This window comes from Burkholderia sp. 4NA327C6 (assembly GCF_005502655.1).
In the GTDB taxonomy this organism is placed as follows: Bacteria; Pseudomonadota; Gammaproteobacteria; order Burkholderiales; family Burkholderiaceae; genus Burkholderia; species Burkholderia contaminans.
This window is the reverse complement of sequence record NZ_SCNZ01000077.1, coordinates 1-24,978: the sequence shown is the minus strand read 5'-3', so window position 1 is coordinate 24,978 and position 24,978 is coordinate 1. Positions and strand designations below refer to the sequence as shown.

The 24,978-nt window shown below is 64.9% G+C and carries 25 protein-coding genes and 1 pseudogene; 11 read left to right on the top strand and 15 right to left on the bottom strand.

Annotated elements, in window-relative coordinates; genetic code table 11:
- From FFS49_RS39640 to FFS49_RS39625, 4 genes are all read right to left on the bottom strand, one after another.
- A partial coding sequence (locus tag FFS49_RS39640; protein WP_240202864.1) for a CHC2 zinc finger domain-containing protein occupies positions 1 to 262 on the bottom strand: 262 nt, incomplete at its 3' end.
- Between the two features lie 68 nt (positions 263 to 330).
- Complete coding sequence (locus FFS49_RS39635) at positions 331 to 777, bottom strand: GatB/YqeY domain-containing protein (RefSeq protein WP_039358132.1); 447 nt, start codon at positions 775 to 777, stop codon at positions 331 to 333.
- A gap of 210 nt (positions 778 to 987) precedes the next feature.
- Positions 988 to 1,200 (bottom strand): 30S ribosomal protein S21, encoded by a 213-nt coding sequence (rpsU, locus tag FFS49_RS39630; RefSeq protein WP_006479415.1) that lies wholly within the window; start codon positions 1,198 to 1,200, stop codon positions 988 to 990.
- A gap of 107 nt (positions 1,201 to 1,307) precedes the next feature.
- On the bottom strand, positions 1,308 to 2,537 hold the full coding sequence (locus FFS49_RS39625; protein ID WP_226285464.1) for an NAD(P)/FAD-dependent oxidoreductase: 1,230 nt from the start codon (positions 2,535 to 2,537) through the stop codon (positions 1,308 to 1,310).
- Between the two features lie 120 nt (positions 2,538 to 2,657).
- On the opposite strand from FFS49_RS39625, the gene tsaD reads away from it, so the two are divergent.
- The gene (gene tsaD / locus FFS49_RS39620) at positions 2,658 to 3,698 is read left to right on the top strand and encodes a tRNA (adenosine(37)-N6)-threonylcarbamoyltransferase complex transferase subunit TsaD (RefSeq protein WP_105818903.1); all 1,041 of its coding nucleotides are present in this window, start codon (positions 2,658 to 2,660) and stop codon (positions 3,696 to 3,698) included.
- A gap of 98 nt (positions 3,699 to 3,796) precedes the next feature.
- Here the strand turns inward: tsaD and folE2 are convergent, their stop codons facing one another.
- The 4 genes from folE2 to FFS49_RS39600 form a co-directional block, all read right to left on the bottom strand.
- A complete protein-coding gene (gene folE2, locus FFS49_RS39615) occupies positions 3,797 to 4,606 on the bottom strand; it encodes a GTP cyclohydrolase FolE2 (RefSeq protein ID WP_006486446.1) in 810 nt (269 codons plus the stop codon).
- 154 nt (positions 4,607 to 4,760) lie between these two features.
- Positions 4,761 to 6,665 carry a 1-deoxy-D-xylulose-5-phosphate synthase gene (gene dxs, locus FFS49_RS39610; RefSeq protein WP_039358114.1) on the bottom strand — a complete coding sequence of 635 codons (1,905 nt, stop codon included), beginning with the start codon at positions 6,663 to 6,665 and terminating at the stop codon, positions 4,761 to 4,763.
- A gap of 81 nt (positions 6,666 to 6,746) precedes the next feature.
- Entirely contained in the window at positions 6,747 to 7,631 is an 885-nt protein-coding gene (locus FFS49_RS39605) for a polyprenyl synthetase family protein (RefSeq protein WP_105818904.1), read from the bottom strand.
- Positions 7,628 to 7,921 carry an exodeoxyribonuclease VII small subunit gene (locus FFS49_RS39600; RefSeq protein WP_027791079.1) on the bottom strand — a complete coding sequence of 98 codons (294 nt, stop codon included), beginning with the start codon at positions 7,919 to 7,921 and terminating at the stop codon, positions 7,628 to 7,630. The genes FFS49_RS39605 and FFS49_RS39600 overlap by 4 nt, the downstream gene beginning before the upstream one ends.
- A 270-nt stretch (positions 7,922 to 8,191) precedes the next feature.
- Here FFS49_RS39600 and FFS49_RS39595 point away from each other — a divergent pair, with 270 nt between their 5' ends.
- Positions 8,192 to 9,298 (top strand): aromatic ring-hydroxylating dioxygenase subunit alpha, encoded by a 1,107-nt coding sequence (locus tag FFS49_RS39595; protein ID WP_039358107.1) that lies wholly within the window; start codon positions 8,192 to 8,194, stop codon positions 9,296 to 9,298.
- A 116-nt stretch (positions 9,299 to 9,414) separates the two neighbouring features.
- Positions 9,415 to 10,284, top strand: coding sequence for a sulfurtransferase (locus tag FFS49_RS39590; RefSeq protein ID WP_071332921.1), 870 nt, complete (start codon positions 9,415 to 9,417; stop codon positions 10,282 to 10,284).
- 54 nt (positions 10,285 to 10,338) lie between these two features.
- On the opposite strand, the gene FFS49_RS39585 is transcribed toward FFS49_RS39590, so the two are convergent.
- From FFS49_RS39585 to polA, 3 genes are all read right to left on the bottom strand, one after another.
- Complete coding sequence (locus tag FFS49_RS39585) at positions 10,339 to 11,214, bottom strand: dienelactone hydrolase family protein (RefSeq protein WP_105818905.1); 876 nt, start codon at positions 11,212 to 11,214, stop codon at positions 10,339 to 10,341.
- 413 nt (positions 11,215 to 11,627) lie between these two features.
- Positions 11,628 to 12,962, bottom strand: a complete 1,335-nt coding sequence (locus FFS49_RS39580) for an NAD(P)/FAD-dependent oxidoreductase (protein ID WP_039358100.1) — start codon at positions 12,960 to 12,962, stop codon at positions 11,628 to 11,630.
- Positions 12,963 to 13,231: 269 nt separating this feature from the next.
- Positions 13,232 to 15,985 (bottom strand): DNA polymerase I, encoded by a 2,754-nt coding sequence (gene polA, locus FFS49_RS39575; protein ID WP_105818906.1) that lies wholly within the window; start codon positions 15,983 to 15,985, stop codon positions 13,232 to 13,234.
- 1 nt (position 15,986) lies between these two features.
- On the opposite strand from polA, the gene FFS49_RS39570 reads away from it, so the two are divergent.
- Entirely contained in the window at positions 15,987 to 16,745 is a 759-nt protein-coding gene (locus FFS49_RS39570) for a TIGR00730 family Rossman fold protein (protein WP_039358092.1), read from the top strand.
- A gap of 387 nt (positions 16,746 to 17,132) precedes the next feature.
- Positions 17,133 to 17,423 carry a hypothetical protein gene (locus FFS49_RS39565; RefSeq protein WP_071332925.1) on the top strand — a complete coding sequence of 97 codons (291 nt, stop codon included), beginning with the start codon at positions 17,133 to 17,135 and terminating at the stop codon, positions 17,421 to 17,423.
- 231 nt (positions 17,424 to 17,654) lie between these two features.
- Here FFS49_RS39565 and FFS49_RS42820 read toward each other — a convergent pair.
- Together FFS49_RS42820 and FFS49_RS39550 are read right to left on the bottom strand one after the other, a co-directional pair.
- A pseudogene (locus FFS49_RS42820) lies at positions 17,655 to 17,738 on the bottom strand (LysR family transcriptional regulator); the annotation flags it as partial.
- 421 nt (positions 17,739 to 18,159) lie between these two features.
- Positions 18,160 to 18,357, bottom strand: a complete 198-nt coding sequence (locus tag FFS49_RS39550) for a hypothetical protein (protein ID WP_105818907.1) — start codon at positions 18,355 to 18,357, stop codon at positions 18,160 to 18,162.
- A gap of 136 nt (positions 18,358 to 18,493) precedes the next feature.
- Between FFS49_RS39550 and FFS49_RS39545 the strand changes: the two genes are divergently transcribed.
- Complete coding sequence (locus FFS49_RS39545; RefSeq protein WP_224755791.1) at positions 18,494 to 19,012, top strand: phage virion morphogenesis protein; 519 nt, start codon at positions 18,494 to 18,496, stop codon at positions 19,010 to 19,012.
- Between the two features lie 395 nt (positions 19,013 to 19,407).
- Complete coding sequence (locus FFS49_RS39540; RefSeq protein WP_105818909.1) at positions 19,408 to 19,833, top strand: RICIN domain-containing protein; 426 nt, start codon at positions 19,408 to 19,410, stop codon at positions 19,831 to 19,833.
- Between the two features lie 49 nt (positions 19,834 to 19,882).
- On the opposite strand, the gene FFS49_RS42305 is transcribed toward FFS49_RS39540, so the two are convergent.
- Positions 19,883 to 20,092 carry a hypothetical protein gene (locus tag FFS49_RS42305; RefSeq protein WP_075687110.1) on the bottom strand — a complete coding sequence of 70 codons (210 nt, stop codon included), beginning with the start codon at positions 20,090 to 20,092 and terminating at the stop codon, positions 19,883 to 19,885.
- Here FFS49_RS42305 and FFS49_RS39535 point away from each other — a divergent pair.
- Positions 20,018 to 20,725, top strand: a complete 708-nt coding sequence (locus FFS49_RS39535) for a phage baseplate assembly protein V (RefSeq protein ID WP_105818910.1) — start codon at positions 20,018 to 20,020, stop codon at positions 20,723 to 20,725. The genes FFS49_RS42305 and FFS49_RS39535 overlap by 75 nt on opposite strands.
- 377 nt (positions 20,726 to 21,102) lie before the next feature.
- Here the strand turns inward: FFS49_RS39535 and FFS49_RS39530 are convergent, their stop codons facing one another.
- The gene (locus tag FFS49_RS39530; RefSeq protein ID WP_071333659.1) at positions 21,103 to 22,629 is read right to left on the bottom strand and encodes an AMP nucleosidase; all 1,527 of its coding nucleotides are present in this window, start codon (positions 22,627 to 22,629) and stop codon (positions 21,103 to 21,105) included.
- Positions 22,630 to 22,758: 129 nt separating this feature from the next.
- On the opposite strand from FFS49_RS39530, the gene FFS49_RS39525 reads away from it, so the two are divergent.
- From FFS49_RS39525 to FFS49_RS39515, 3 genes are all read left to right on the top strand, one after another.
- Positions 22,759 to 23,154 carry a hypothetical protein gene (locus FFS49_RS39525; protein ID WP_105818911.1) on the top strand — a complete coding sequence of 132 codons (396 nt, stop codon included), beginning with the start codon at positions 22,759 to 22,761 and terminating at the stop codon, positions 23,152 to 23,154.
- Between the two features lie 101 nt (positions 23,155 to 23,255).
- Positions 23,256 to 24,254 carry a homoserine kinase gene (locus FFS49_RS39520; RefSeq protein ID WP_105818912.1) on the top strand — a complete coding sequence of 333 codons (999 nt, stop codon included), beginning with the start codon at positions 23,256 to 23,258 and terminating at the stop codon, positions 24,252 to 24,254.
- A partial coding sequence (locus FFS49_RS39515; protein WP_137951061.1) for a BPSS1780 family membrane protein occupies positions 24,245 to 24,978 on the top strand: 734 nt, incomplete at its 3' end. The genes FFS49_RS39520 and FFS49_RS39515, both read left to right, overlap by 10 nt.

Below are 24,978 nucleotides of genomic sequence, written 5' to 3'. Positions count from 1 at the left end.
GCGCGAGATCCTGCACGGCCTCCGGGAACGTGAGCCCCGCGTGCTCCATCAGAAAGCCGATCGCCGTGCCGTGAGCCCCGCAACCGAAGCAGTGATAGAACTGCTTGGTTGGGCTGACGGTAAACGACGGGCTCTTCTCGTTATGGAACGGGCACAGCCCCATGAAATTGGCGCCGCCCTTCTTGAGCTGCACGTACTTGCCCACCACGTCGACGATATCGACGCGGTTCAGCAAATCCTGCAGGAACGAATGCGGAATCACCGTGGGATCGAGCGAAAAAAGACAATACGACACCCCGGCGCACGCACGGCGCGCCGGGGAAACAGGTGTTACTTCGTGAGCGCGGCCTTGACCAGCGCGGAAATCGCCGTCATGTCGGCGCGGCCTGCGAGCTTGCCCTTCAGCACGCCCATCACCTTGCCCATGTCCTGCGGGCCGGCGGCACCCGTCTGCGCGACCGCTGCCTGGACTTCGGCAGCCACCTCGGCCTCCGACAGCTGCTCGGGCATGTAGCCGCTCAGCACGACCAGTTCGGCCTGCTCCTTCGCGACGAGGTCGTCACGGCTGGCTGCCTGGAACTGGCTGATCGAATCCTTGCGCTGCTTGATCATCTTGTCGATCACGGCCGTGATGCCCGCGTCGTCGAGGGTGATCTGATCGTCGACTTCGCGCTGCTTGATCGCGGCCATCAGCAGGCGAATCGTTGCCAGGCGCTCGCTTTCCTTCGCGCGCATCGCGGCCTTCATGTCTTCGCTGATCTGCTCTTTCAAACTCATCTTTCACCCGGGAAGGAAACGTGAATCCGACGCCCGCCATAAGGGCGTCAACACAAAAACCCGCTTGGGACAGTGTCTCAAGCGGGTTGCTCGAATCCGGCATCGGCGGCTCGCCTGATCGGTCGCATGATCATGCTCGATCTTTCTCGATCACCTGATCGCACGGAGTCGCCGGTGCGCCGCTCAGCGAACCGCGCGGCGCCCAATCGTTCAGTACAGCTTCTTCGGCAGTGTCTGGCTGCGGATGCGCTTGTAATGACGCTTCACTGCAGCAGCCTTCTTGCGCTTGCGCTCCGCGGTCGGCTTCTCGTAAAACTCGCGCGCACGAAGCTCGGTCAACAGACCATTCTTCTCGATCGTGCGCTTGAAGCGACGCATTGCAACTTCGAACGGCTCGTTCTCTTTAACGCGAATGATCGTCATGATCCGACACGAATAAAGGTTTGCAAGGAAAGACTACCGAGTATAGCAGAGCGATTGCCTAAAGGCACGGGGACTGGTCCCGTCAAAACGGCGTCGGCCCGGTCTCGTCAGGCGCCGCGCGCATACTCGGCCGCCGCCTGTCCGGCCGCCGTACCGGACGCCCATGCCCACTGGAAGTTGTAGCCGCCGAGCCAGCCCGTCACGTCCACCGCCTCGCCGACGAAGAACAGCCCCGGTACACGCGCGCTCATCATCGTCGCCGACGACAGGTCGCGCGTATCGACCCCGCCCTTCGTCACTTCGGCCTTCTTGTAGCCCTCGGTGCCGTTCGGCGTCAGCGTCCAGCCGGACAGCGCGTCGCCGATCTGGCGCAGCGTCTTGTCGGGCAGGTCCGCGAGCCGCGCGTCGGCCGCGACGCGGTAGGTGTCGAGCCACGCATGCGCGAGGCGCGACGGCACCCAGTCGGCGAGCAGCGAACCGACCTGGCGCTTTGACGTGCGCTTCGCGTCGAGCAGGTCGGCCACCGTGTCGCGCTGCGGCAGCAGATCGACGCGGATCGGGTCGCCGGGCTGCCAGTAGCTCGAGATCTGCAGGATCCCGGGCCCGGACAGGCCGCGATGGGTCAGCAGCAGGTCCTCGACGAATTCGCCGCCGCGCTTCTTGTCGCCGGTCGAGACGCGCACCTCGAGCGATACGCCGGACAACGCCGCGAACGGCTCCCAGTCCTGCTGCGCGAACGTCAACGGCACGAGCGCGGGCCGCGTATCGATGAGCTTGTGGCCGAACTGCTTGGCGATCCGGTAGCCGAAGTCCGTCGCGCCGATCTTCGGGATCGACAGGCCGCCGGTCGCGATGATCAGCGCGCGCGCACGGATCGGCCCGGCCTGCTGCGTGTCGAGCGTGAAGCCGTCGGACGGCGCGTGGCGCACCGCGTCGACGACGACAGGCCGGCGCCACGCGATACCGCCCGCGTCGCACTCGTGCTTCAGCACGTCGATGATCGCGTCACTGCCGTGGTCGCAAAAGAGCTGGCCCTTGTGCTTTTCGTGCCAGGTCACGTGATGGCGCTTGAGCAGCCCGAGGAAGTCGCGCGGCGTATAGCGCGCCAGCGCCGAGCGCGCGAAATGCGGGTTCGACGACAGATAGTTGTCGGGGCCGGCGTACAGGTTCGTGAAGTTGCAGCGGCCGCCGCCTGAAATGCGGATCTTCTCGGCGAGCCGCGGCGCGTGATCGAGCAGCACGACGCGGCGGCCGAGCTGCCCGGCGACCGCGGCGCTCATCATTCCGGCGGCGCCCGCGCCGATCACGGCGATGTCATAAGTTTCCATGGCGCGGATTGTACCTGCCCGGCAGCGGCCCGGGCCGCTGCCAGCGGGGGCAGGCCCTCGCCTGCTATACTTTCCGGTTACGTTGACCTACCTGCGGCGCGCCCGATACAGCGCGCCCTGCCCGTACCCATGCTCGTTCTCGGCATCGAAAGCTCCTGTGACGAAACCGGCCTCGCGCTCTACGACACGCAGCGCGGCCTGCTCGCGCACGCGCTCCACTCGCAGATCGCCATGCACCGCGAATACGGCGGCGTCGTGCCCGAGCTCGCATCGCGCGACCACATCCGCCGCGCGCTGCCGCTGCTCGAGGACGTGATGGCGCAAAGCGGCACGCGCCGCGACGACATCGACGCGATCGCGTTCACGCAGGGCCCTGGCCTCGCCGGTGCGCTGCTGGTTGGCGCGAGCATCGCGAATGCGCTCGCGCTCGCCTGGAACAAGCCGACGGTCGGCATCCACCACCTCGAAGGCCACCTGCTGTCGCCGCTGCTCGTCGACGAGCCGCCGCCATTCCCGTTCGTCGCGCTGCTGGTGTCCGGCGGCCACACGCAACTGATGCGCGTGACCGACGTCGGCGTGTACGAGACGCTCGGCGAAACGCTCGACGACGCGGCCGGCGAAGCATTCGACAAGACGGCCAAGCTGATCGGCCTCGGCTACCCGGGCGGCCCGGAAGTGTCGAAGCTCGCCGAAACCGGCACGCCGGGTGCGGTCGTGCTGCCGCGGCCGATGCTGCATTCGGGCGACCTCGACTTCAGCTTCAGCGGCCTGAAGACGGCCGTACTCACGCAGATGAAGAAGTTCGAAGCGGCCAAGCTCGAAGGTGAAGCCCTCGAACGCGCGAAGGCTGACCTCGCGCGCGGCTTCGTCGATGCGGCCGTCGACGTGCTCGTCGCCAAGTCGCTCGCCGCGCTGAAGAAGACGAAGCTCAAGCGCCTCGTGGTCGCGGGCGGTGTCGGCGCGAACCGCCAGTTGCGCGCCGCACTGTCGGCCGCCGCAGCCAAGCGCGGCTTCGACGTGCACTACCCCGATCTCGCGCTCTGCACCGACAACGGCGCAATGATCGCGCTCGCAGGCGCATTGCGGCTCGGCCGCTGGCCCGAGCAGGCGAATGCCGACTACGCGTTCACGGTGAAGCCTCGCTGGGATCTCGCATCGCTCGCGCGCTGAGCCGCGCCACGCACGCGACGCAACGTCGCACCGGCAAACAGAAAGGCCGCTCGATACTGAGCGGCCTTTTTTCATCGACGCGACAAAACGCAGCGGCGTTATGCAGCCTGCCGCTTGTCGCGTTCGATCAGCGCATACGCGCTGTGATTGTGGATCGACTCGAAGTTCTCGGCTTCGAGCACGTATGCCACCACACGCTCGTCCGCATCGAGACGCTGCGCGACGTCACGCACGAGATCCTCGACGAACTTCGGGTTCTCGTATGCGCGCTCGGTCACGAACTTCTCGTCCGGACGCTTCAGCAGCCCCCACAGCTCGCACGACGCCTCTTCCTCGGCGATGCGGATCAGCGCCTCGACCGGCAGGTCGGCCGCGAGCTCCGCGTCGATCGTCACGTGCGAACGCTGGTTGTGCGCGCCGTACTGCGAGATCTTCTTCGAGCACGGGCACAGGCTCGTCACCGGCACGAGCACCTTCAGGAACAGGCGCGTATCGCCGTTGCGGCTTTCGCCTGCGAGCGTCACTTCATAGTCGAGCAGGCTCTGCACGCCCGACACCGGCGCCGTCTTGTTCACGAAGTACGGGAACGTCACTTCGATGCGGCCGGCTTCGGCTTCCAGCTTCTCGAGCATCGATGCGAGCATCGCACGGAAACGCTCGACCGTCAGCGGTGCACGGTTCTCCTCGAGCAGCGCGACGAAACGCGACATGTGCGTGCCCTTCTGGTCGGCCGGCAGGCGGACATCGAGGTTCCAGACACCGACGGTCGGCTGCACGTCGCCGCTTTCGGTACACACCGTCAACGGATGCCGGACCGCCTTCACGCCCACACGCTGAATCGGAATCTGGCGGGTATCCACCGTGCTCTGCACGTCGGGCATCACGAAGGCGGGATTCATCTGGTTCATCTTGTTCAATCCTTGTAAGCCGCGCGTTCGACGACGCGCACGCCGCGTCATGCGGCAGCCGGAAAAGCAACATGGGCCCGCAGGCCCATGTTTTCCGCATCAATGAAGACCGGTTGCGCCAGTCGCGCCGGCACCGCCCGCAGGCGGCGCCAGCTTATGCGACGCGCTTCGCCTGACCGGCGACATCGGCCGCCGGATTCAGAAAGCGTTCGCGAATCGATTTCGCGATACCCGCGCCGTCGAGGCCGCATTGCGACAGCAGCTTCGCGGGGTCGCCGTGATCGATGAACAGGTCAGGGAGGCCCAATTGTAGTACGGGTCGGATAACCCCACTCTCCATCAGGGCTTCCACGCAGGCCGAGCCCGCACCACCCATCACGCAGCCTTCCTCGACCGTGACGACGTAGTCGTGCGTCTCGGCGAGTTCACGCACGAGCGCCGCATCGATCGGCTTCACGAAGCGCATGTTCGCAACGGTCGCATCGAGTTCCTCGGCCGCGGCGAGCGACGGTGCAACCATCGTGCCGAACGCGAGGATTGCGACGCGCTTGCCTTCCGGCTGCGACGTCTGGCGACGCACTTCACCCTTGCCGAGCGGGATCTCGGTGAATTCCTTCACCGTCGGCACGCCCGTGCCCGCGCCGCGCGGATAGCGCACCGCGGTCGGGTTCGGCTGCTGCAGCGCCGTGTGCAGCATCTGGCGGCATTCGTTCTCGTCGGACGCAGCCATGATCGTCATGTTCGGGATGCAGCGCATGAACGCGAGATCGTACGCGCCCGCGTGCGTCGCGCCATCCGCGCCGACCAGGCCCGCGCGGTCGATCGCGAACACGACCGGCAGGTTCTGCAGCGCGACGTCGTGGATCAGCTGGTCGTATGCACGTTGCAGGAACGTCGAGTAAATCGCGACGACCGGCTTGAGGCCTTCGGTTGCCATGCCGCCCGCGAACGTCACCGCGTGCTGTTCGGCAATGCCGACGTCGTAGTAGCGATCCTTGAAGCGCTTCTCGAACTCGACCATGCCCGAGCCTTCGCGCATCGCGGGCGTGATGCCGACGACACGCGTATCGCGCTCGGCTTCGTCGCACAGCCACTCGCCGAACACCTGCGTGTACGTCTTCTTCGCGGGCGTGGCCGACGGCTTGATGCCTTCGGCCGGGTTGAACTTGCCGGGGCCGTGATAAAGCACGGGATCCGCTTCGGCGAGCTTGTAGCCCTGGCCTTTCTTCGTCACCACGTGCAGGAACTGCGGGCCGCGCAGTTCGCGGATGTTCTGCAGCGTCGGGATCAGCGAATCGAGATCGTGACCGTCGATCGGGCCGATGTAGTTGAAGCCGAACTCTTCGAACAGCGTGGCCGGCACGACCATGCCCTTCGCGTGCTCTTCGAGCTTGCGTGCGAGTTCGAGCACCGGCGGCGCAACGCTCAGCACGCGCTCGACGCCCGCGCGCGCAGCCGCGTAGAAGCGGCCCGACATCAGGCGTGCGAGATGGCGATTCAGCGCGCCGACCGGCGGCGAGATCGACATGTCGTTGTCGTTCAGGATCACGAGCACTTTCGCATCTTCCGACACGCCCGCGTTGTTCATCGCCTCGAACGCCATGCCGGCCGTCATCGCGCCGTCGCCGATCACGGCGATCGAGAAGCGGTCGTCGCCGTTCAGCTGACTGCCGATCGCCATGCCGAGCGCGGCCGAGATCGACGTGCTCGAGTGCGCGGTGCCGAACGTGTCGTATTCAGATTCGCTGCGACGCGGGAAGCCCGAGATGCCATCCTGCTGGCGCAGCGAATGCATCTGGTCGCGGCGGCCCGTCAGGATCTTGTGCGGGTAGGTCTGGTGGCCCACGTCCCAGACGATGCGATCGTTCGGCGTGTTGAACACGTAGTGCAACGCGATCGTCAGCTCGACCGTCCCGAGGTTGGACGACAAATGGCCGCCCGTCTTCGACACACTGTCGAGCACGAACGCGCGCAGTTCATCCGCGAGCGGTTGAAGTTGGCGACGATCGAGGCGGCGCAAATCCGCCGGGTCGTCGATGGTTTTCAGCAAGTCGTACATCGTCGTTCCATTGTAGGAAATCAAACGCGCCCGCATTCTGTTGCACGCACCGTAGCATGTGCGCGGCGGCGGGCTTTCGCGTCAGCTGACCCGGTTTACTACCAGGTCGGCAAGTTCGGCCAGACGCTGTGCGCGTGCGCCGAACGGTTTCAGTGCGTCGTGCGCTTCGGCGCGCAGTTGCGCTGCGAGCTCGCGCGACGCCTCGAGACCGAGGATCGATACATAGGTCGGCTTGTCGTTTGCCGCGTCCTTGCCGGCCGTCTTGCCGAGCGTCGCCGAATCGGTCGTGACGTCGAGAATGTCGTCGACGACCTGGAAGGCCAGACCCACGGCCCCCGCGTACACATCGAGCGCAGCCATCGTTTCCGCGGACGGCGTTTCGCCGGCCAGCGCGCCCATCCGCACGGCCGCGCGCAGCAATGCGCCCGTCTTCTTCCGGTGCATCGTCTCGAGCTGCTCGAGCGTCAGCTTGAGGCCGACGCTCGCCAGGTCGATCGCCTGCCCGCCGGCCATGCCGATCGAGCCGCTTGCCAGCGCCAGCTCGCGCACGAGCGCGGCCTGCTGCGCCGGCGACAGCGCGGCGGCGTCGGTCAGCGCAACGAATGCCTGCGACTGCAGCGCGTCGCCGACGAGCAGCGCCGTCGGCTCGTCATACTGCACGTGCACGGTCGGCTTGCCGCGACGCAGTGCGTCGTCGTCCATGCACGGCATGTCGTCGTGCACGAGCGAGTAGACGTGGATCATCTCCAGCGCCGCCGCCGCCGCGTTGCGCGCCGCTTCCGTCGCGCCGGTCAGTTCGCCTGCTGCATGGCACAGCAGCGGGCGAACGCGTTTGCCGCCGCCGAGGACCGCATAACGCATCGCCTCGTGGAGTTTCGCCGGCATCGTCGTTTCAGCGGGCAAATAGTGGCCGAGTGCGTCCTCGACACGGTCTAGCACGGACCGCATCCATTGTTCGAATGTCATAGATCGTCGTCTTCGCCGTCCGTGGCGGCCGTTCCGGACGAAAGCGGCTTCAGCGTCGCGCCGTCGAGCACGCGAACCTGCTGCTCCACTTTCTCGAGCTGCTGTTGGCAAAACGCAACGAGGGTCGCACCGCGGCGATACGCCGTCAGTGAATCCTCGAGGCTCAACGCGCCGCCTTCCATCCGTGCAACCAGCGTCTCGAGTTCCGCGAGCGCCGTTTCGTAATTGTCCGGCAACGGTTCGGTACCATTGCCGGGCGGCGTGGCGCCTGGGGATGCGGTTTTCGCCATGGACGAGGGTGTCAAATTTCAAAACAAGTCGGACATTCTACGGCAAAAGAGAATTTTCCGACCTGCCGTCGTGGGCACCCGGCACATATTCCGGCCCCATCTCCGGCGCACATTGTGCGCCTTCCGATTGCCGCCCGACAAAAAATTGACACAAATCAGGCACTTAATCCTAGCCTTGGGAGGCGAACCGGGTATAATTCCCCGTTTCCCTAAATCGATTTTTCGATGGTTGGGTTGTTCACTGCTTTCACGCTAACACCGGGAGTGGGAATGTCCAATCTGAGCGACGCGCTTCAGTTGAAGTCGGCTCACAGCCAGCTTCCAGTCACTGCATACTTCGATGAGGCGCTACTCGAGCGCGAGATCGAAACCCTCTTCAAGAAAGGACCTCGTTACGTCGGGCACGAGTTGATGGTGCCCGAGGCGGGGGATTATTTTGCGCTGCCGTCCGAGAAGGAAGGCCGCGTGCTGGTCCGTAACCAGACGAACCAGATCGAACTGCTGTCGAACGTCTGCCGCCACCGGCAGGCAATCATGCTCAACGGGCGCGGCCGCACGCAGAACATCGTGTGCCCGCTGCACCGCTGGACGTACGACCTGGAAGGCGAATTGCTCGGCGCACCGCACTTCCCCGACAAGCCGTGCCTGAACCTCGGCAAGAGCCCGCTGCAGAACTGGCAGGGGCTGCTGTTCGAGGCCGAGGGCCGGCATGTCGCGCGCGACCTCGCCAATCTCGGCACGAAGCATCACTTCGACTTCTCCGAGTACCTCTTCGATCACGTCGAAGTGCACGAGTGCGACTACAACTGGAAGACGTTCATCGAGGTCTACCTCGAGGATTACCACGTCGTCCCGTTCCACCCGGGCCTCGGCAGCTTCGTGTCGTGCGACGACCTCAAGTGGGAGTTCGGCGACTGGTACAGCGTGCAGACGGTCGGCGTGCACAACGCCCTCGCGAAACCGGGCAGCGCGACTTACCAGAAATGGCACGAGCAGGTGCTGAAGTTCCGCAACGGCGTGCCGCCGGAGTTCGGCGCGATCTGGATGGTCTACTACCCGGGCCTGATGATCGAGTGGTATCCGCACGTGCTCGTCGTGTCGTGGCTGATTCCGCAAGGCCCACAGAAGACGACCAACATCGTCGAGTTCTATTACCCCGAGGAAATCGCGCTGTTCGAACGCGAATTCGTCGAGGCCGAGCGCGCCGCCTATATGGAAACGGCCGTCGAGGACGACGAGATCGCGATGCGGATGGACGCAGGCCGCCGTGCGCTGATGGCACGCGGCGAGTCGCAGGTCGGCCCGTACCAGAGCCCGATGGAAGACGGCATGCAGCACTTCCACGAGTTCCTGCGCCGCCACCTCGGCGACATTTGATACCGGTGCGGCGCTTTGACGCCGCACGGCATCCGGCAGACGAAAAGACGGGCTTCGGCCCGTCTTTTTTTGTTTAGACTTGGAATGTCAGGCCATTCGCACTCCAGGGAGCCGTCATGCCACACACTCACTACACCACGCTCATCTCTGCCGCCAATCTCGCCGAGCGCCTGGCGGCGGCGCCCGGCAGCGTCGCGCTGTTCGACTGCCGCTTCGATCTCGTCGATCCCGCTGCCGGCGAAGCCGCGTACGCGGCCGGCCACATCCCCGGCGCCCAGTACCTCCATCTCGACCGCGACCTGTCGGGCCGCAAGACGGGCACCAACGGCCGCCATCCGCTACCGACCCGCGACGCACTCGCGACGCTGCTCGCGAGCCGCGGCCTCAAGCAGGGCCAGCAGGTCGTCGCGTACGACGCGCAAGGCGGCGCGTATGCGGCGCGCCTGTGGTGGCTGCTGCGCTGGCTCGGCCATGATTCGGTTGCCGTGCTCGACGGCGGCCTTCAGGCCTGGGAAGCAGCCGGCCAGCCGCTTGCAACCGACGTGCCGCACCCGGCCGCCGGCAATTTCCGCGCAGCCGCGCCGCTCGAATCGACGGTCGACGCGGCAGCCGTACTCGCCAACGTGAACGCACCCACGCGCGTCGTGATCGATGCACGCGCACCCGACCGCTACCGCGGTGAAAACGAAACGATCGATCGAGTGGGCGGCCACATCCCCGGCGCGCGCAATCGCTTCTTCAAGGACAACCTGACCGCCGACGGCCGCTTCAAGACCGGCCATGAACTGCGCGAGGCGTTTTCCGCCGTGCTGGCGGGCACCGAACCGAACCGCGCGATCCTGCAATGCGGCTCCGGCGTCACCGCATGCCACAACGCACTTGCGCTGGAGGTGGCGGGCCTGCATGGCGCGTCGCTGTATCCGGGCTCGTGGAGCGAATGGAGCGCCGATCCGTCGCGGCCGATCGCTACCGGCCCGACACCGTAAGCGCCGGCGCGGCGCAGTCGCAACGAAGCGGCGGCCCGTGCCGCCGCTTGCCGTTTACATCACGCCGTACTTGTGGAGCCACGCGATCGCGCGCTTCCAGCTCTCCTCCGCGTCGGCCTTCACATAGCTCGGCCGGTAATCGGCAAAGAACGCGTGACCGGCATCCGGATACACGACGATCTCCGATTCGCGCGCGAGCTTCGAGTCGCTCGCCTGGATCGCCTTGCGCATGTTCGCGAGCGACGCCTGCGTGATGTTCGTGTCTTTCTCGCCATACAGCCCGAGCACGGGCACCTTCAACAACGATGCATGATCGACCGGGTTGAACGGTGTCATCTCGTCCGTCTTGCCTTCGACGAACCCGTACCATGCAACGGCCGCACGCACGTGCGGGTTGTGCTCCGCATACAGCCAGCTCTGGCGGCCACCCCAGCAGAACCCGACCACGCCGAGACGCGACAGGTCGCCGCCGTTCTTGCCGGCCCACGCGACGGTCGCGTCGAGATCCTCGGTCACCTGCCGGTCCGGCACCTTGCTGACAATGTGATCGACCAGATCCTTGATCGTCGGATACTTCTCCGCATTGCCCTGCCGCGCGAACAGGTCGGGGGCGATCGCAAGATATCCGAGCTTCGCGAAGCGGCGGCAGACATCGGCGATGTGCGCGTGCACGCCGAAGATCTCGTGGATCACGATGACGACCGGCAGGTTCGTCTTGTCCTTCGGCTGCGCGCGATACGCGGGCACGCTCGCGTCGCCCGAGCGGATCTCGACGGTGTCGACGTCCAGCCCTTCGCTGTCGGTCGTGACCGTCTGCGCCGATACGGGCAGCACGGCCGCCGCGAAAGCACCGCCCAGCGCGGCCTGCATGAACTTGCGACGCGAGAACGGAACGTGGGGAACCAGGCTGTCGACTTCGGGTTTCAACATGAATGCACTCCTCGATTGGGGGGCCGCCGCCACGATCACGGACACGGCATGACGGGGCATCGCGCCGGCGCGCGGCGCGGATGTCGCGGCGGTTGGCACCCCGCCGCGAACGGAAACCCGGACAAGATGCCCAATAATCCGTTGTCGCGTCAACTGTCGGATATGTAAGACTCGATTACGGCGTGTTGATCCGGCAGCACGGAAACCCGCGGGCGGCCCGTCGAATCGCAATGCGACGAGCCGCATGTCGACCCCGGCTGTGCGCCCGGATGCTTGCGAATTGAAACGAAAAACATGCGGCAGATATTGCCTGTCAAGCGCATGCATGGCCGCCGCGCTGCCCGCAAAAAACAACGGACGGAGAGCACGCACGACGTGCGCACTCCCCGCCCGCTTCCCGCGCGAACGCGTGCTCAGTGCAGCTTGACGCGCGGCAGTGTCGTGCGCCGCAGCCAGTGTGCAACCGTGTCGAGCATCATGCGCGGATAGCCGTGCAGCGCGGCGATGTGCATCCGGTACAGCGACATGTACATGAAGCGCGCGAACAGCCCTTCGATCAGCATGTTGCCGCCGATCAGCCCGCCCATCAGGTTGCCGACCGCGCTGAAATGGCCGAGCGACACGAGCGAGCCCAGGTCGCGATAGGTGAATTCGGGCAGCGGGCGCCCGTCGAGCCGGCAGCCGATTGCCTTCAGCAGGAAGCTCGCCTGCTGGTGGGCAGCCTGCGCGCGCGGCGGCACGTTGCGCTCGTTGCCGGGCCATGCACAGGCCGCGCAATCGCCGAGCGCGAATACGTTGTCGTCGGTAAAGGTCTGCAGCGTGCGGCGCACGTCGAGCTGGCCGAGCTTGTTGACCTGGAGACCGTCGAGATTGGCGAGTACGGATGGCGCCTTGATGCCGGCGGCCCAGACCGTCAGGTCGGCACGCACCGTCTTGCCGCTCGCCGTATGGACGGCCCCGGGCGCCACCTCGGTCACGCGCTCGGCGAGCATCAGCCGCACGCCGATCTTCTCGAGCAGTTCGGCCGTCGCCGACGACACGCGCTCCGGCAACGCCGGGAGGATCCGCGGCCCCGATTCGATCAGCACGATGCCGACGTCGTGCCGCGGGTCGAGCTTGTGCAGCCCGTAGGCCGACAGCACCTGCGCGGTGTTGCGCAGCTCGGCGGACAGCTCGACGCCGGTCGCGCCGCCACCGACGATCGCGACCTGGATGCGCGGCTCGGCCGCTTCACCCGGTGCTGTAGGCGCAGGCGCCTGGTGCTCGGCGCGCATGCACGCGGCGATCAGCCGCTTGCGGAAGCGCTCGGCCTCGCCCACCGTATCGAGCGCGATCGCGTTTTCCGCCGCGCCCTGTACGCCGAAGAAGTGAGTCGTACTGCCGATCGCGATCACGAGCGTGTCGTATTCCAGCTCGCGGGCAGGCAGCAGTTCCTCGCCGTCGCTGTCGTTGATGGGTGACAGCGTGATGCGCTTTGCCGCGCGATCGAGCCCGGTCAGCCCGCCCTGCTGGAATTCGAAGCCATGCCAGCGCGCCTGCGCCGCATATTCGAGCTCCTGCGTGAACGGGTCCATGCTGCCCGCCGCAACCTCGTGCAGCAGCGGTTTCCAGATGTGGGTCGGATTGCGGTCGACGAGCGTGACAAGCGCACGCGCGGGACGATTGCCGCGCGCGCCGTAGCGGTCGCCGAGCCGCGTCGCCAGTTCCAGGCCGCCCGCGCCGCCGCCTACGATGATGATCCGATGCATCTGTTCCCCCTTTGCGATTCGAAACTGCTGCCGCCGGACAAGGCAAACGCGATGCATTCGCGCCACCCGGTGGATTAACCGGTTCGGACATCATCAATGTGCAGTTCGAAGCACTTGATGTTTCCGATCCCGGAACGCGGGGCGCGCTGCCCCCGTGTCAATGACATGCATTGTCCGGGAGCTTGCGCGTTGACCACAAGCAAACCATCTCGATATTCAGCATCCCTGCAACAATATGCCGCAGGAATCGGGGGCCGCGCAACGGTGCGTCAGTGTGCCTCTTCCCAGTTCGCGCCGGCACCCACTTCGGCCACCAGCGGCACCTTCAGCTTCGCTACGCCGCACATCATTTCCGGCAGTTTCTCGCGCACCAGCGACAGCTCGCCGTCGGGTACCTCGAGCACCAGTTCATCGTGCACCTGCATGATCATCCGCGACGCAAGCTTGTCGCGCGTGAGCCAGTCGTCCACCGCGATCATCGACAGCTTGATCAGGTCGGCCGCCGTGCCCTGCATCGGCGCATTGATTGCCGCGCGCTCCGCCGCCTGGCGGCGCGGGCCGTTACCGCCGTTGATCTCGGGCAGCCACAGGCGGCGGCCGAAAACGGTTTCGACGTAACCCTTCTCCTTCGCAACCGAACGCGTGTCTTCCATATACTGCGCGACACCCGGGTAGCGGGCGAAATAGCGGTCGATATAGAGCTTCGCCGCATCGCGCGTGATGCCGAGGTTCGACGCGAGCCCGAACGCGCTCATCCCGTAGATGAGCCCGAAGTTGATCACCTTCGCAATGCGGCGCTGATCGGAATTGACCTCCAGCGGCGTCACGCCGAACACCTCGGCGGCCGTCGCGCGGTGGATGTCCTCGCCCTGCGAGAACGCGCGCAGCAGCGACGCGTCGCCCGAGATGTGCGCCATGATCCGCAGTTCGATCTGCGAATAATCGGCCGACACGATCCGGTGGCCCGGCGACGCGATGAACGCCTCGCGGATCCGCCGCCCCTCGGCCGTGCGCACCGGAATGTTCTGAAGATTCGGGTCGTTCGATGCCAGGCGGCCCGTGACCGCGACGGCCTGCGCGTAGTTCGTGTGCACGCGCCCCGTTGAAGGGTTCACCATGCGCGGCAGCTTGTCGGTATAGGTCGACTTCAGCTTCGACAGCCCGCGATGCTCGAGCAGCAGCTTCGGCAGCGGGTAGTCCTCTGCCAGCTTCTGCAGCACTTCTTCGTCGGTCGACGGCGCGCCGCTCGGCGTCTTTTTCACGACCGGCAACTGCAGCTTTTCGAAGAAGATCTGCCCGATCTGCTTCGGCGAGCCGAGATTGAATTCGCCGCCCGCCAGTTCGTACGCCTGCGCTTCGAGCTCGATCAGGCGCGTCGCGATTTCGGTGCTCTGCGCCTGCAGGCGCGCATCGTCGATCAGCACGCCCGTGCGCTCCATCTTGCGCAGCACGAGCGATACGGGCATCTCGATCTCGCGGTATACGTACAAGAGGCCCGGCTCGCGCGCGACTTGCGGGTACAGCGCGTGATGCAGCTGCAGCGTGATGTCCGCATCTTCGGCCGCGTATTCGGCGGCCTGCGTGAGCGCGACTTCATCGAAGCCGATCTGCTTCGCGCCCTTGCCGGCCACGTCTTCGTACTTGATCGTCTTGACACCGAGATGACGCAGCGCAAGGCTGTCCATGTCGTGCGTGCGATGCGATTCGACCACGTACGACTCGAGCAGCGTGTCGTGCTCGATGCCGTTCAGCGCGATGTCGTAGTTCGCGAGCACCTGTGCGTCGTACTTCAGGTGCTGGCCGACCTTCTTGCGATCGGCCGATTCGAGCCACGGCTTCAGGCGCGCGAGCACTTCGTCGAGCGGAAGCTGTTCGGGCATGTCGGGGCCGCGATGCGCAACCGGCAGGTACGCCGCCTTGCCCGGCTCGACCGAGAACGACAGGCCGACGAGCCGTGCGAGCATCGGGTCGAGCGCGGTCGTCTCGGTGTCGAAAGCGGTGAGCTCGGCCGCGTCGATCTTCGCGAACCACGCGTCGAATTGCTCCCAGGTCTGGATCGTGTCGTATTCGCGCACGATGTCGGCCGCCACCACCGGCGCAGGCCCACCTTCCGGTGCGTCGGCGCCGCCGCCTTCCGCCGGCGCGCTGTCGACTTCGCGCAGCCAGGTCTTGAAGCCGTAGCGCGCGAAGATGTCGCGCAGCAGGTCGCGCGCTTCGCCGTCGGTCTTCAACGACGCCTCGATCGACTCGAGATGCGGCGCGAGATCGCAGGCCGTGTCGACGGTCACGAGCTTGCGGCCGAGCGGCAGGAAATCGAGCGCGCGGCGCAGGTTGTCGCCGACCACGCCCTTGATGTCGCCCGCATGCTCGATCACGCCGTCGAGGCTGTCGTATTGCGACAGCCATTTCACGGCCGTCTTCGGCCCGCACTTCTCGACGCCCGGCACGTTGTCGACGGTGTCGCCGATCAGTGCGAGGTAGTCGATGATGCGCTCCGGCGGCACGCCGAACTTCGCGATCACGCCATCGCGGTCGAGCGTCTCGTTGGTCATCGTGTTGACGAGCGTGACGTGGTCGGTGACGAGCTGCGCGAGATCCTTGTCGCCGGTCGACACGATCACGTTCATCCCGTGCCGCTCGGCTTCGCGCGCGAGCGTGCCGATCACGTCGTCGGCCTCGACGCCTTCGACCATCAGCAGCGGCCAGCCGAGCGCACGCACCGCGCCGTGGATCGGTTCGACCTGCAATGCAAGATCGGGCGGCATCGATGGACGGTTTGCCTTATAGTCGGCATAAAGGTCGTCGCGGAACGTCTTGCCCTTTGCATCGAACACGCAAGCGCTATACTCTGCACTGACTTCCTTGCGCATACGGCGCAGCATGTTGATGATTCCGTAGAGCGCTCCGGTCGGCTCCCCGCCAGGGCCACGCAAATCAGGCATCGCATGGTAAGCCCGATACAGATAGCTCGAACCGTCAACCAATAGCAGGGTCTTACCTTCCAGATTTCGTTCTTCAGGCATTATGAACAAGAGAAAAGTGATTCCGAGTCTGCGTTCGCTCGCAGATCAAGAACGCGCGACGGCCAAGAAGGCCCGCGCATCGTGGCAGATGTTCACGATTATGGCAGAGTTTATCGAGGCGACCGAGTACCTGTCGGAGATCCGCCCGGCTGTCAGCATCTACGGTTCTGCCCGCCTCAAACCCGATACGCCGCACTACAAGCTCGCCGCGCAGATTGCGCGCAAGCTGTCCGACGCCGGCTTCGCCGTGATCTCCGGCGGCGGCCCCGGCATCATGGAAGCGGCGAACAAGGGCGCGCACGCCGGTAAAGCACCGTCGGTCGGCCTGAACATCGAGTTGCCGCACGAACAGGCCGGCAACCACTACCAGGACATCTCGCTGCGCTTCCGCCACTTCTTCACGCGCAAGGTCACGTTCGTGAAGAATTCGGATGCGGTGATCGTGATGCCGGGCGGCTTCGGCACGCTCGACGAACTGTCGGAAGTGCTCACGCTGATCCAGACGAAGAAGTCGCGCCTCGTGCCGATCATTCTCGTCGGCAGCGAGTTCTGGAAGGGGCTGCTTCAGTGGTTCCGCGACCAGCTGATCCCGATGGGCCTCATCAATCCGGAAGACATGGACCTGATGCAGGTGATCGACGATCCCGACCAGGTGCTCGATGCGGTGCTCGCGTTCTACGAGGACAGCGGCGAGGAAGAAGGATCGGACGATGAAGGCCATCCGCCGCGCCCCGAAGAAGACCGGATGTTCTACCTGTAATCCATCCTTGACGACCGCCGGCCCGACGGCCGGCGCGCCCCACCCGCGCGGCAGACGTGGCGATTCCGCCACCTGCCGCGTGTCAATTTGTAACGCGCCATTAAGCGTGCTTCGTGGCCGCGCGCCACCGAATGTCAAATCCGCGCAGCAGGTGCCGTGCGGCACGCGCCATCATCCGTGCACGCAGGCCGCCATTGTCAAATGACGCGGCCCGACGCCCGCATCCGGTGCCTGCCGGCCACCAATTCTCCGTAACAACCCCGCCTCGCGTTTTCCGTCGCGCGCCATCAAACTGCATGTGTCGGTGCGGCGTTCCCCCCGGTGGAACGGCCCCCTCGCTTCCATCGCGTCGCGCCGGCCTTTTATAACGACACCACGGAAAAGAACATGCAACGCTCGCTGATCGCCCTTGCCTTCGCCGGCCTCGGCCTTTCGCTGTCCGGCCTCGCCCACGCCGTCAACGTCGACGTCAACATCGGCACGCCCGCACCGGTCGTCGTCGCGCCTGCGCCCGTCGTGGTTGCTCCGGCGCCCGCAGTGATCGTTGGCTGGCATGGCGATCGCTACTACGACGGCCGCCGCTACTGGGAACGCCGCGAGTGGGAAGATCACGAGCGTCATCACGGCCATGGCGGCTATCACTGCCCGCCGGGGCATGCGAAGAAGGGTGAGTGCTGAGCCCCCCGGCCTTGCCGCTTTGAGGCGCCTGTACCGCGAATCGACGATCTGCCGACGCAGGCGCGCCCTTCTATCGAGCCGCCCTGACCGGGCCGAAAGAACGTCGACCGCTCCCCCACCCTCGGTGGGCACACACGTCACGCCCGCACTTGTGGTGGCGCAAATACGCCGGCGCCGCGCAATCAGCCCGCTGTCGGGCAGATTGCCGGTTCGCGCCGCGATGTCGATCCGCTGCTCGACGATTTCGGCCTTGTCGTCGCTGACGAACAGCTCGGCCGTCACGCCCGGCTGCCAGTCGCAGAATTCGCCGAGCAACGGCGCGAGAAAACGACGGGCCAGCGAATATGGCGCCGCAACACGGATGAAGATGCTCAGGTTCCGGCGACATCACGGCCTCGCCCGGTTCGTGTCGATCCAGAGCCGGTACAGCCTGGTCTGCCGCGACGACGAGCGCGACATACTGCCGTCGGTGACACTGACGAATACCGTCATCGCATTCAATCGATTCCCCGTAGCGGGCACGCCTTCATGGCACTGCTCGGAGCGGAGACCGTAGCGATCACAATGACGAGAAAAAGCCGACGGCCGATGAACGATGAAATCTCGAGGCTGCCGGTGTTTCGCCGGGCTTGCGCAATAGAGGTCGCTCCGTCGCGCCATCGACGCATCCCCTTCTCTGTCGCGCTTCAACCTGCGAACGAGGCGCACCCAAGGATGGGCGCGCCTGTTTCACGGCTTACTTGACGATGTAGCACCAACACGGTTTGGGTTTGCTCGGGCCGACCACTGCGACGGATTTGCAAGGATCGGACGGGCCGAGCACCGCTTCTCTTTCGCAAGGCGGCTTCGGCTTGGATGGACCGATCACCGCTTGGGCCATGGCCGACAGCGAAGCAGTGAGCATCAGGGAAGCCAGCAGGATTTTGATTTTCATCGGATATGTCTACTCTCAATATTATAGGAATCAATTGGATCGGCTGTTCGCCGTTCCTTCGTGCGGGCGTCGGAGAACGCCACGCAGGAGAGCATATTCTCGATGACAAGGGCAAAACTATAGGACAACTTCCAAATTGGAGAAAATGGTCGCGTCCGAGTACGAAGGCCGCATTGCGGCCACGACGAGTGTCCTGGCGACCGGATGGGTGACGCAGGCGCGCGCCGAGGATTGGGCGTCTGGTCTGCTCGGCCAGCTCACGCCCGCGCAGCGCGTGGTCCTGGCGAAGGGGCTGGCCGGCGAGCTGCGCCGGCGTCACTCGCGACGCATCGCCGAGGCCCGCAATCCGGACGGTAGCCGCTTCGCGCCGCGCAAGCCGCAGGCCCGGCGCAAGAAGGGGCGCATCCGGCGCGCGATGTTCGCGAAGCTGCGCACCGCCCGCTTCCTCAAAACCGCCGCGACGGCAGACGCTTCCGTGCCGCATTTCACGCGCCAGGTCGAGCGCATCGCACGCGTTCACCAGGAGGGCCTGCGCGATCGGGGCGAACGCAACCGTGGTCCAGTCGTGCGGTATCCGGTACGCGAGCTGCTCGGCCTAGGAGATGCCGATGTCGACAGGATCGCCGATGTCGTCCTCGACTTTCTGGCGCAGTAGTGCGACGCACGCCGGTTTTCTTTGCACGGCCTGTCATTCGAAAGCTCCCCGGCCGCCACCACGAACACTCCACGGAAGGAGACCGATATGGCACCCATTGGATTCCATAAAATCAACAGCCACTGAACTGTAGATTCAAAGACGTGAAACCGAACAATGCGCCCAATTATTTTAGAGGTTTATTGAAATCCAATTTCCACCTCAACACATCAAATCAAACAAACAAACAACGAAATAATCACAAATAAAATCGATTATTTACATTTATCAGACCCGCAAACATGACAGGTAGAATTCCTCAAACCCCCATCTATTATTAGTTAGCTGAGTTCATTCGAACCCGGCGACACCGAAAAACGGGGTCATATTTTTATAGAGCGATTAGGAGAGAAAAAATGGGCGTCTATATTATTGAATACTCTCAAGATCCGAACTATGTGATTGGGGTCACGGATCAATCACAGGACAACCCTGTCGTCCTTAGAAGCAAAAACGGGTTGGCACCTCGCTATGGCTTTTGGGATGTCAACTTCGACACCGGCATCGTCTCGCTGAATTCGAGTGGCGGAGTGCTCGCGATAGGTGCAGACCGGATCGCACCTGAATCCCTCCTGAAGCTCAAGCCCAGCGCCAGCGCAATCCAATGGGATTTCTTCTCGAAACCCGGATACATCGTACCTAGGTCCGATGAATCGTTGTGCCTCGACGACAAGGGTCGCGTCGTCAAGGATGGAAACCCGATCTGGCTCTTCCCGATCAATGGCTCACCTGCCCAGCAGTGGCGTTTGGTCCCGCTGAACAACCTCAAGTCCTTCGAATAAAACGCAAATCAGAGTCGGCTCCCACCAAGGAACCATCTGCTTTCGAGGCTCACGCGCCGCTTGAGCCGGACCACGTCAATACTGAAGCCCGCTGATCGAAGGCCAGCGGGCTTTTTCGTTGTGGGCTGTCCTGACACAACTGAATACACGTGCCCGTCTCCCGCGCGCGCGGCATCCTTGCCGCATGGATGATTTTGCTGACCTGAACCGCCGCATCGAGAGCCTGCTTCGCGAAGGCACCGTGATCGAAGTCGATCACGATGGCCGCCGCGTACGCATGGAATCCGGCGGCCTGCAAACTGACTGGATTCGCTGGCTCGCGCAGCGCACCGGCGACAGCGCCACGTGGGACCCGCCGTCCGTGGGCGAGCCTGGGCTGCTGTTCTTCCCGTCCGGCGCGCCGACGACTGGGCTCTTCCTCCCCGGTGTCTATTGCGACGGCCACGATGCGCCCAGCTCGAGCCCGACGCAGCACGTCCGCGTCTACAAGGACAAAGCGCGCATCTCGTATGACTTCGCATCGCACGCGCTCACGGCCGAGCTGCCGGCGGGAGCGACTGTGCACGTCATCGCGCCGGTCAGCGTCACGGTCGAAACCAACACCGCGACCGTCAAGGCGAAATCTGTCACGCTCGACGCCGACGATACGACGGTCACGGGCTCGCTGCTCGTGAAAGGACCGCTCACGTTCGAATCTGGCGCGACCGGGAAGAACGGGGGTAGCGCGGGCGGTGGCGGCTCCGTGATCGAAATTGAGGGCAGCGCTCACTTCACCGGCACCGTGACCGCTGACGTCGATGTGAAGTCGCGCAACGTCAGCCTCGTGGGACATACCCATCAGGCACAGGGCGAATTCGCCACGACCTCGAAACCGATCGCAGGTGGCGCATGATCGGCATGCCCTCATCGGCGAAAGCGGTGGGTACTTCTTCGGTAACGCATCGGAGGCGGGGTTCTACCTCCCGTCGAACGGCGCGGTGTTTGCCCTCAACTTCACGAGGAAAAACCTACACGTCAATGGCAAAGACGTATGGCATGCGGGCATCTCGTTCGTGAACGACGATACCCCGGACACGGGCTTCTACCACATCGCAGACGGTGTGTTTGCCGTCACGAACAATGGGCGGGAAACCCTGCGATTTCTGGCCGGCTCCCCATCCAATCGTGTCCTCTTCGGCACACCCGACGATGACGGCTCGAACTTGGCTCAGTTCGGCGGCAGCGTGCGCGCGCCGAACCGGCCGGGGAGCCTTGTACAGCAAGGGCTTATTACTGGAACGCCACTTCCGCGAAGCTCCGCAGCTTCCGGCTATGCAGCTTGTCGAGCCCGTTCGTGCGCAGGATCTCCATCGCCCTCACGCCGATCTGCAGATGCTGGTCGACCTGCCCGCGATAGAACGTATCGGCCATGCCCGGCAATTTCAGCTCGCCGTGCAGCGGCTTGTCCGACACGCACAGCAGCGTGCCGTACGGCACGCGGAAACGGAAGCCGTTCGCGGCGATCGTCGCGCTTTCCATGTCGAGCGCAATCGCGCGGCTCTGCGACAGCCGCTGCACGGGTTCGCGATGGTCGCGCAGCTCCCAGTTTCGGTTGTCGACGCTCGCGACCGTGCCCGTGCGCATCACGCGCTTCAGCTCGACACCATCAAGTTGCGTGACGTCGGCCACCCCGCGCTCGAGCGCGAGCTGCACTTCGGCCAGCGCCGGAATCGGCACCCACAGCGGCAGGTCGGCATCGAGCACGTGATCCTCGCGCACGTAACCGTGTGCGAGCACGTAGTCGCCGAGACGCTGCGTGTTGCGCAACCCCGCGCAGTGACCGAGCATCACCCACGCATGCGGACGCAGCACCGCGATGTGGTCGGTGATCGTCTTCGCATTCGACGGGCCGACGCCGATGTTGACCATCGTGATCCCGCTGCCGTCCGCGCGCTTCAGGTGATACGCAGGCATCTGCGGCAGGCGCGGCGGCGCGGCGCCCTCGACCGGCTCGCTGCCGAGGTTCGCGTTGTAGGTGACGACATCGCCCGGCTCGACGAACGAGCTGTACTGGCTCCGGTATGCACGCACCTCGGGATCGTCGCTCTCCGTCATCACCGTGCGGCCGAGCTTCACGAACTCGTCGATGTAGAACTGGTAGTTCGTGTAGAGCACGTAGTTCTGGAAATGCGTGGGCGACGTCGCCGTGTAGTGGCGCAGCCGGTGCAGCGAGAAGTCGACGCGCGCGGCCGTGAACAGCGCGAGCGGATGCGGCTCGCCCGGCGCCGGCTCGAACGTGCCGTTGACGATGCGGTCGTCGAGATACGACAGGTCGGGCGTGTCGAAGATGTCGCGCATCGCGAGCAGGCGGTCGCGGTCGAGCTCGCCCTCGAGATGGATGCCTTCAGGAAACGCGAAATGGATCGGAATCGGCTGCGACGACACGCCGATCTCGATCTTCACATGGTGATTCTTCGCCAGCAGGCGCAGTTGCTCGCGATAGTAGTTCGCGAAGAGATCGGGGCGCGTGACCGTCGTCTCGAATACGCCAGGGCCCGCGACGAAACCATACGAGCGGCGTGAATCGACATGCGTGTTGACGTCGGTGCGGATCCGTACGAACGGGTAGCACGCGCGCACGTGCTCGGTAATCGATTCGTGGCGGCGATAGCGGGCGAACGCATCGCGCAGGAAGCCCGTGTTCGTGTCGTAGATGGCGGACAGCCGCGCGACGGCGGCGATCGGATCGTCGAAAGCCTCGACTGACGGGCTCTCGGGCGTCAGCACTCGGTGCCGGCGGCTCAAATCGTTCTTCATTTTCATCACCTCGTCTGATCCGACGACATTACCACGGAACCCGGTCGCCCTTATGGCTGCCCCTACGCACGCGAGGGCCGGATGGGGCGCAGTATTTGCTAAAATCGGTGGGTTCACTGGAGACTCATCATGAAGCCGCTCATTCTCGTCGCCGCTGCCGCCGCGTTTGCCGCCGCCAGCGTCGCTTACGCCGCCGGCGGCACGTCTGACGCCGACGCGCAGGCTCGGGCCGAGGCCAACGAGGCCGCCGGCCTGCCCGATCTCCGCAAGATCAACCGGCCAGGCGCCGAAGTCACGTCGAAAGTCGACTTCGCCGACATCCGCCGCACGCCGAGCTTCCACGAAAAAAGCAAGAACGGCACCGAAGTCACCGAGTACCGTGATCGCGGCAAACCGGTCGAGATCGACGTGAAGTCGAACTTCGGCACGCGCTACCAGATGAGCTCGACGCCCGACACGTCGCCGAAGCCGCACGACGCGGGTATCCCGATCACGCGCCTGCCGTCGCTGAACCTGCGCTACTGATTCCGTGGCGCGCGGCACCGAACGCCGCGCGCCGCCTCCCTTCACCCGATGTCGCGACGCACGCCGCCCGCGTGCCGACACCCTGACCTGACGCATCCCGCATGGCCGTTTTCACTGCTGTTTCCGACTCCGATCTCGCGCAATGGATGCGCCACTACGAACTGGGCGACGTGCTCGCGTTTCGCGGCATTCCGTCCGGTATCGAAAACAGCAATTTCTTCCTGACGACGACGCGCGGCGAGTACGTCCTCACGATCTTCGAAAAGCTCACGGCGCAGCAACTGCCGTTCTATCTCGACCTGATGCGCCATCTGGCCGGCCACGGCGTGCCGGTGCCGGATCCGATCCCGCGTGACGACGGCGCGCTGTTCGGCGAGCTGCACGGCAAGCCGGCCGCGATCGTCACGAAGCTCGACGGCTCGGCCGAACTGGCGCCGGGGGTCGAACACTGCATCGAGGTCGGCCAGATGCTCGCGCGCCTGCACCTCGCCGGCCGCGACTATCCGCGCAACCAGCCGAACCTGCGCAGCCTGCCGTGGTGGCAGGAGAACGTGCCGGCGATCGTGCCGTTCATCACGAACGAGCAGCGTGCGCTGCTGGAAGGCGAACTCGCGCACCAGGCCAGCTTCTTCGCATCGGACGACTACGCGGCGCTGCCGGCCGGGCCGTGCCATTGCGACCTGTTCCGCGACAACGTGCTGTTCGCGCACGCGGCGCCCGGCACCGGCCACGACGTGCGGCTCGGCGGCTTCTTCGACTTCTATTTCGCGGGCTGCGACAAGTGGCTGTTCGACGTCGCGGTCACGGTCAACGACTGGTGCGTCGACCTCGCGACCGGCGTGCTCGACGTCGCGCGCGCCGACGCGCTGCTGCGCGCATACCAGACCGTGCGGCCGTTCACGGCCGAGGAGCGCCGCCACTGGAGCGACATGCTGCGCGCGGGCGCGTACCGCTTCTGGGTGTCGCGCCTGTACGACTTCTACCTGCCGCGCGCGGCCGAGATGCTCAAGCCGCACGACCCCGGCCATTTCGAACGCATCCTGCGCGAGCGTATCGCGCATACGCCCGCGCTTCCCGAGATCCACACCGCATGCAACTGATCGAAGTGCCCGCCAAAACGGGCTATGTCTGGTTCCGTCAAGGCGTCTGGCTGTTCCGCCGGAATCCGCTCGCGTTCATCACGCTGTTCTTCACGTACCTGCTGGCGATCACGCTGATATCGATGGTGCCCGTGATCGGCTCCGCGCTGCCGCTGGTATTCATTCCCGGCGTCGCGGTCGGCTTCATGGCCGCGTGCCGCGACACGGTGGCCGGCAAGCCCGTGATGCCGACGATCCTCGTCGACGGCTTCCGTTCGTACGGCACCGTCGCGACCCAGCGGCTGCTCGTGCTCGGCGTGATCTACGTTGCGTCGATGGTGATCGTGTTCGCCGCTTCGTCGTTCGTGGACGGCGGCGCGCTGTTTCACGTGATGATGGGCGCGGCGGACGAAGCCGGCACGACGCCGGAAGCGCTCGCCGCGCAAGGCACGCTCGGCGCGCTGTTCTTCGCGACGCTGCTCTACCTGCCGGTCGCGATGCTGTTCTGGTTCGCACCGGTGCTGGTCGCGTGGCATGACGTCCCGCCCGCCAAGGCGCTGTTCTTCAGCGTCGTCAGCTGCTGGCGCAATCGCGGCGCGTTCGTCGTGTATGGCGTGCTGTGGTTCGCCGTCGCGCTCGGAACGTCGCTCGCGCTGTCGCTGCTGCTGCAGGCGCTCGGCGCCGGCGCCTACGCGCTGACGATCATGATGCCGGTGACGATCATCATCGTCACGATGCTGTACTG

Coding starts and splice junctions, on each gene's coding strand:
- FFS49_RS39530 (WP_071333659.1), bottom strand. CDS start 22,629: ATGAAGAACGATTTGAGCCGCCGGCACCGAGTGCTGACGCCCGAGAGC.
- FFS49_RS39590 (WP_071332921.1), top strand. CDS start 9,415: ATGCCACACACTCACTACACCACGCTCATCTCTGCCGCCAATCTCGCC.
- FFS49_RS39550 (WP_105818907.1), bottom strand. CDS start 18,357: ATGAAAATCAAAATCCTGCTGGCTTCCCTGATGCTCACTGCTTCGCTG.
- FFS49_RS39600 (WP_027791079.1), bottom strand. CDS start 7,921: ATGGCGAAAACCGCATCCCCAGGCGCCACGCCGCCCGGCAATGGTACC.
- folE2 (WP_006486446.1), bottom strand. CDS start 4,606: ATGAACCAGATGAATCCCGCCTTCGTGATGCCCGACGTGCAGAGCACG.
- FFS49_RS39585 (WP_105818905.1), bottom strand. CDS start 11,214: ATGTTGAAACCCGAAGTCGACAGCCTGGTTCCCCACGTTCCGTTCTCG.
- dxs (WP_039358114.1), bottom strand. CDS start 6,665: ATGTACGACTTGCTGAAAACCATCGACGACCCGGCGGATTTGCGCCGC.
- FFS49_RS39540 (WP_105818909.1), top strand. CDS start 19,408: ATGGGCGTCTATATTATTGAATACTCTCAAGATCCGAACTATGTGATT.
- FFS49_RS39595 (WP_039358107.1), top strand. CDS start 8,192: ATGTCCAATCTGAGCGACGCGCTTCAGTTGAAGTCGGCTCACAGCCAG.
- FFS49_RS39580 (WP_039358100.1), bottom strand. CDS start 12,962: ATGCATCGGATCATCATCGTAGGCGGCGGCGCGGGCGGCCTGGAACTG.
- FFS49_RS39570 (WP_039358092.1), top strand. CDS start 15,987: ATGAACAAGAGAAAAGTGATTCCGAGTCTGCGTTCGCTCGCAGATCAA.
- FFS49_RS39565 (WP_071332925.1), top strand. CDS start 17,133: ATGCAACGCTCGCTGATCGCCCTTGCCTTCGCCGGCCTCGGCCTTTCG.
- FFS49_RS39535 (WP_105818910.1), top strand. CDS start 20,018: ATGGATGATTTTGCTGACCTGAACCGCCGCATCGAGAGCCTGCTTCGC.
- FFS49_RS39520 (WP_105818912.1), top strand. CDS start 23,256: ATGGCCGTTTTCACTGCTGTTTCCGACTCCGATCTCGCGCAATGGATG.
- FFS49_RS39525 (WP_105818911.1), top strand. CDS start 22,759: ATGAAGCCGCTCATTCTCGTCGCCGCTGCCGCCGCGTTTGCCGCCGCC.
- tsaD (WP_105818903.1), top strand. CDS start 2,658: ATGCTCGTTCTCGGCATCGAAAGCTCCTGTGACGAAACCGGCCTCGCG.
- rpsU (WP_006479415.1), bottom strand. CDS start 1,200: ATGACGATCATTCGCGTTAAAGAGAACGAGCCGTTCGAAGTTGCAATG.
- polA (WP_105818906.1), bottom strand. CDS start 15,985: ATGCCTGAAGAACGAAATCTGGAAGGTAAGACCCTGCTATTGGTTGAC.
- FFS49_RS39635 (WP_039358132.1), bottom strand. CDS start 777: ATGAGTTTGAAAGAGCAGATCAGCGAAGACATGAAGGCCGCGATGCGC.
- FFS49_RS39605 (WP_105818904.1), bottom strand. CDS start 7,631: ATGACATTCGAACAATGGATGCGGTCCGTGCTAGACCGTGTCGAGGAC.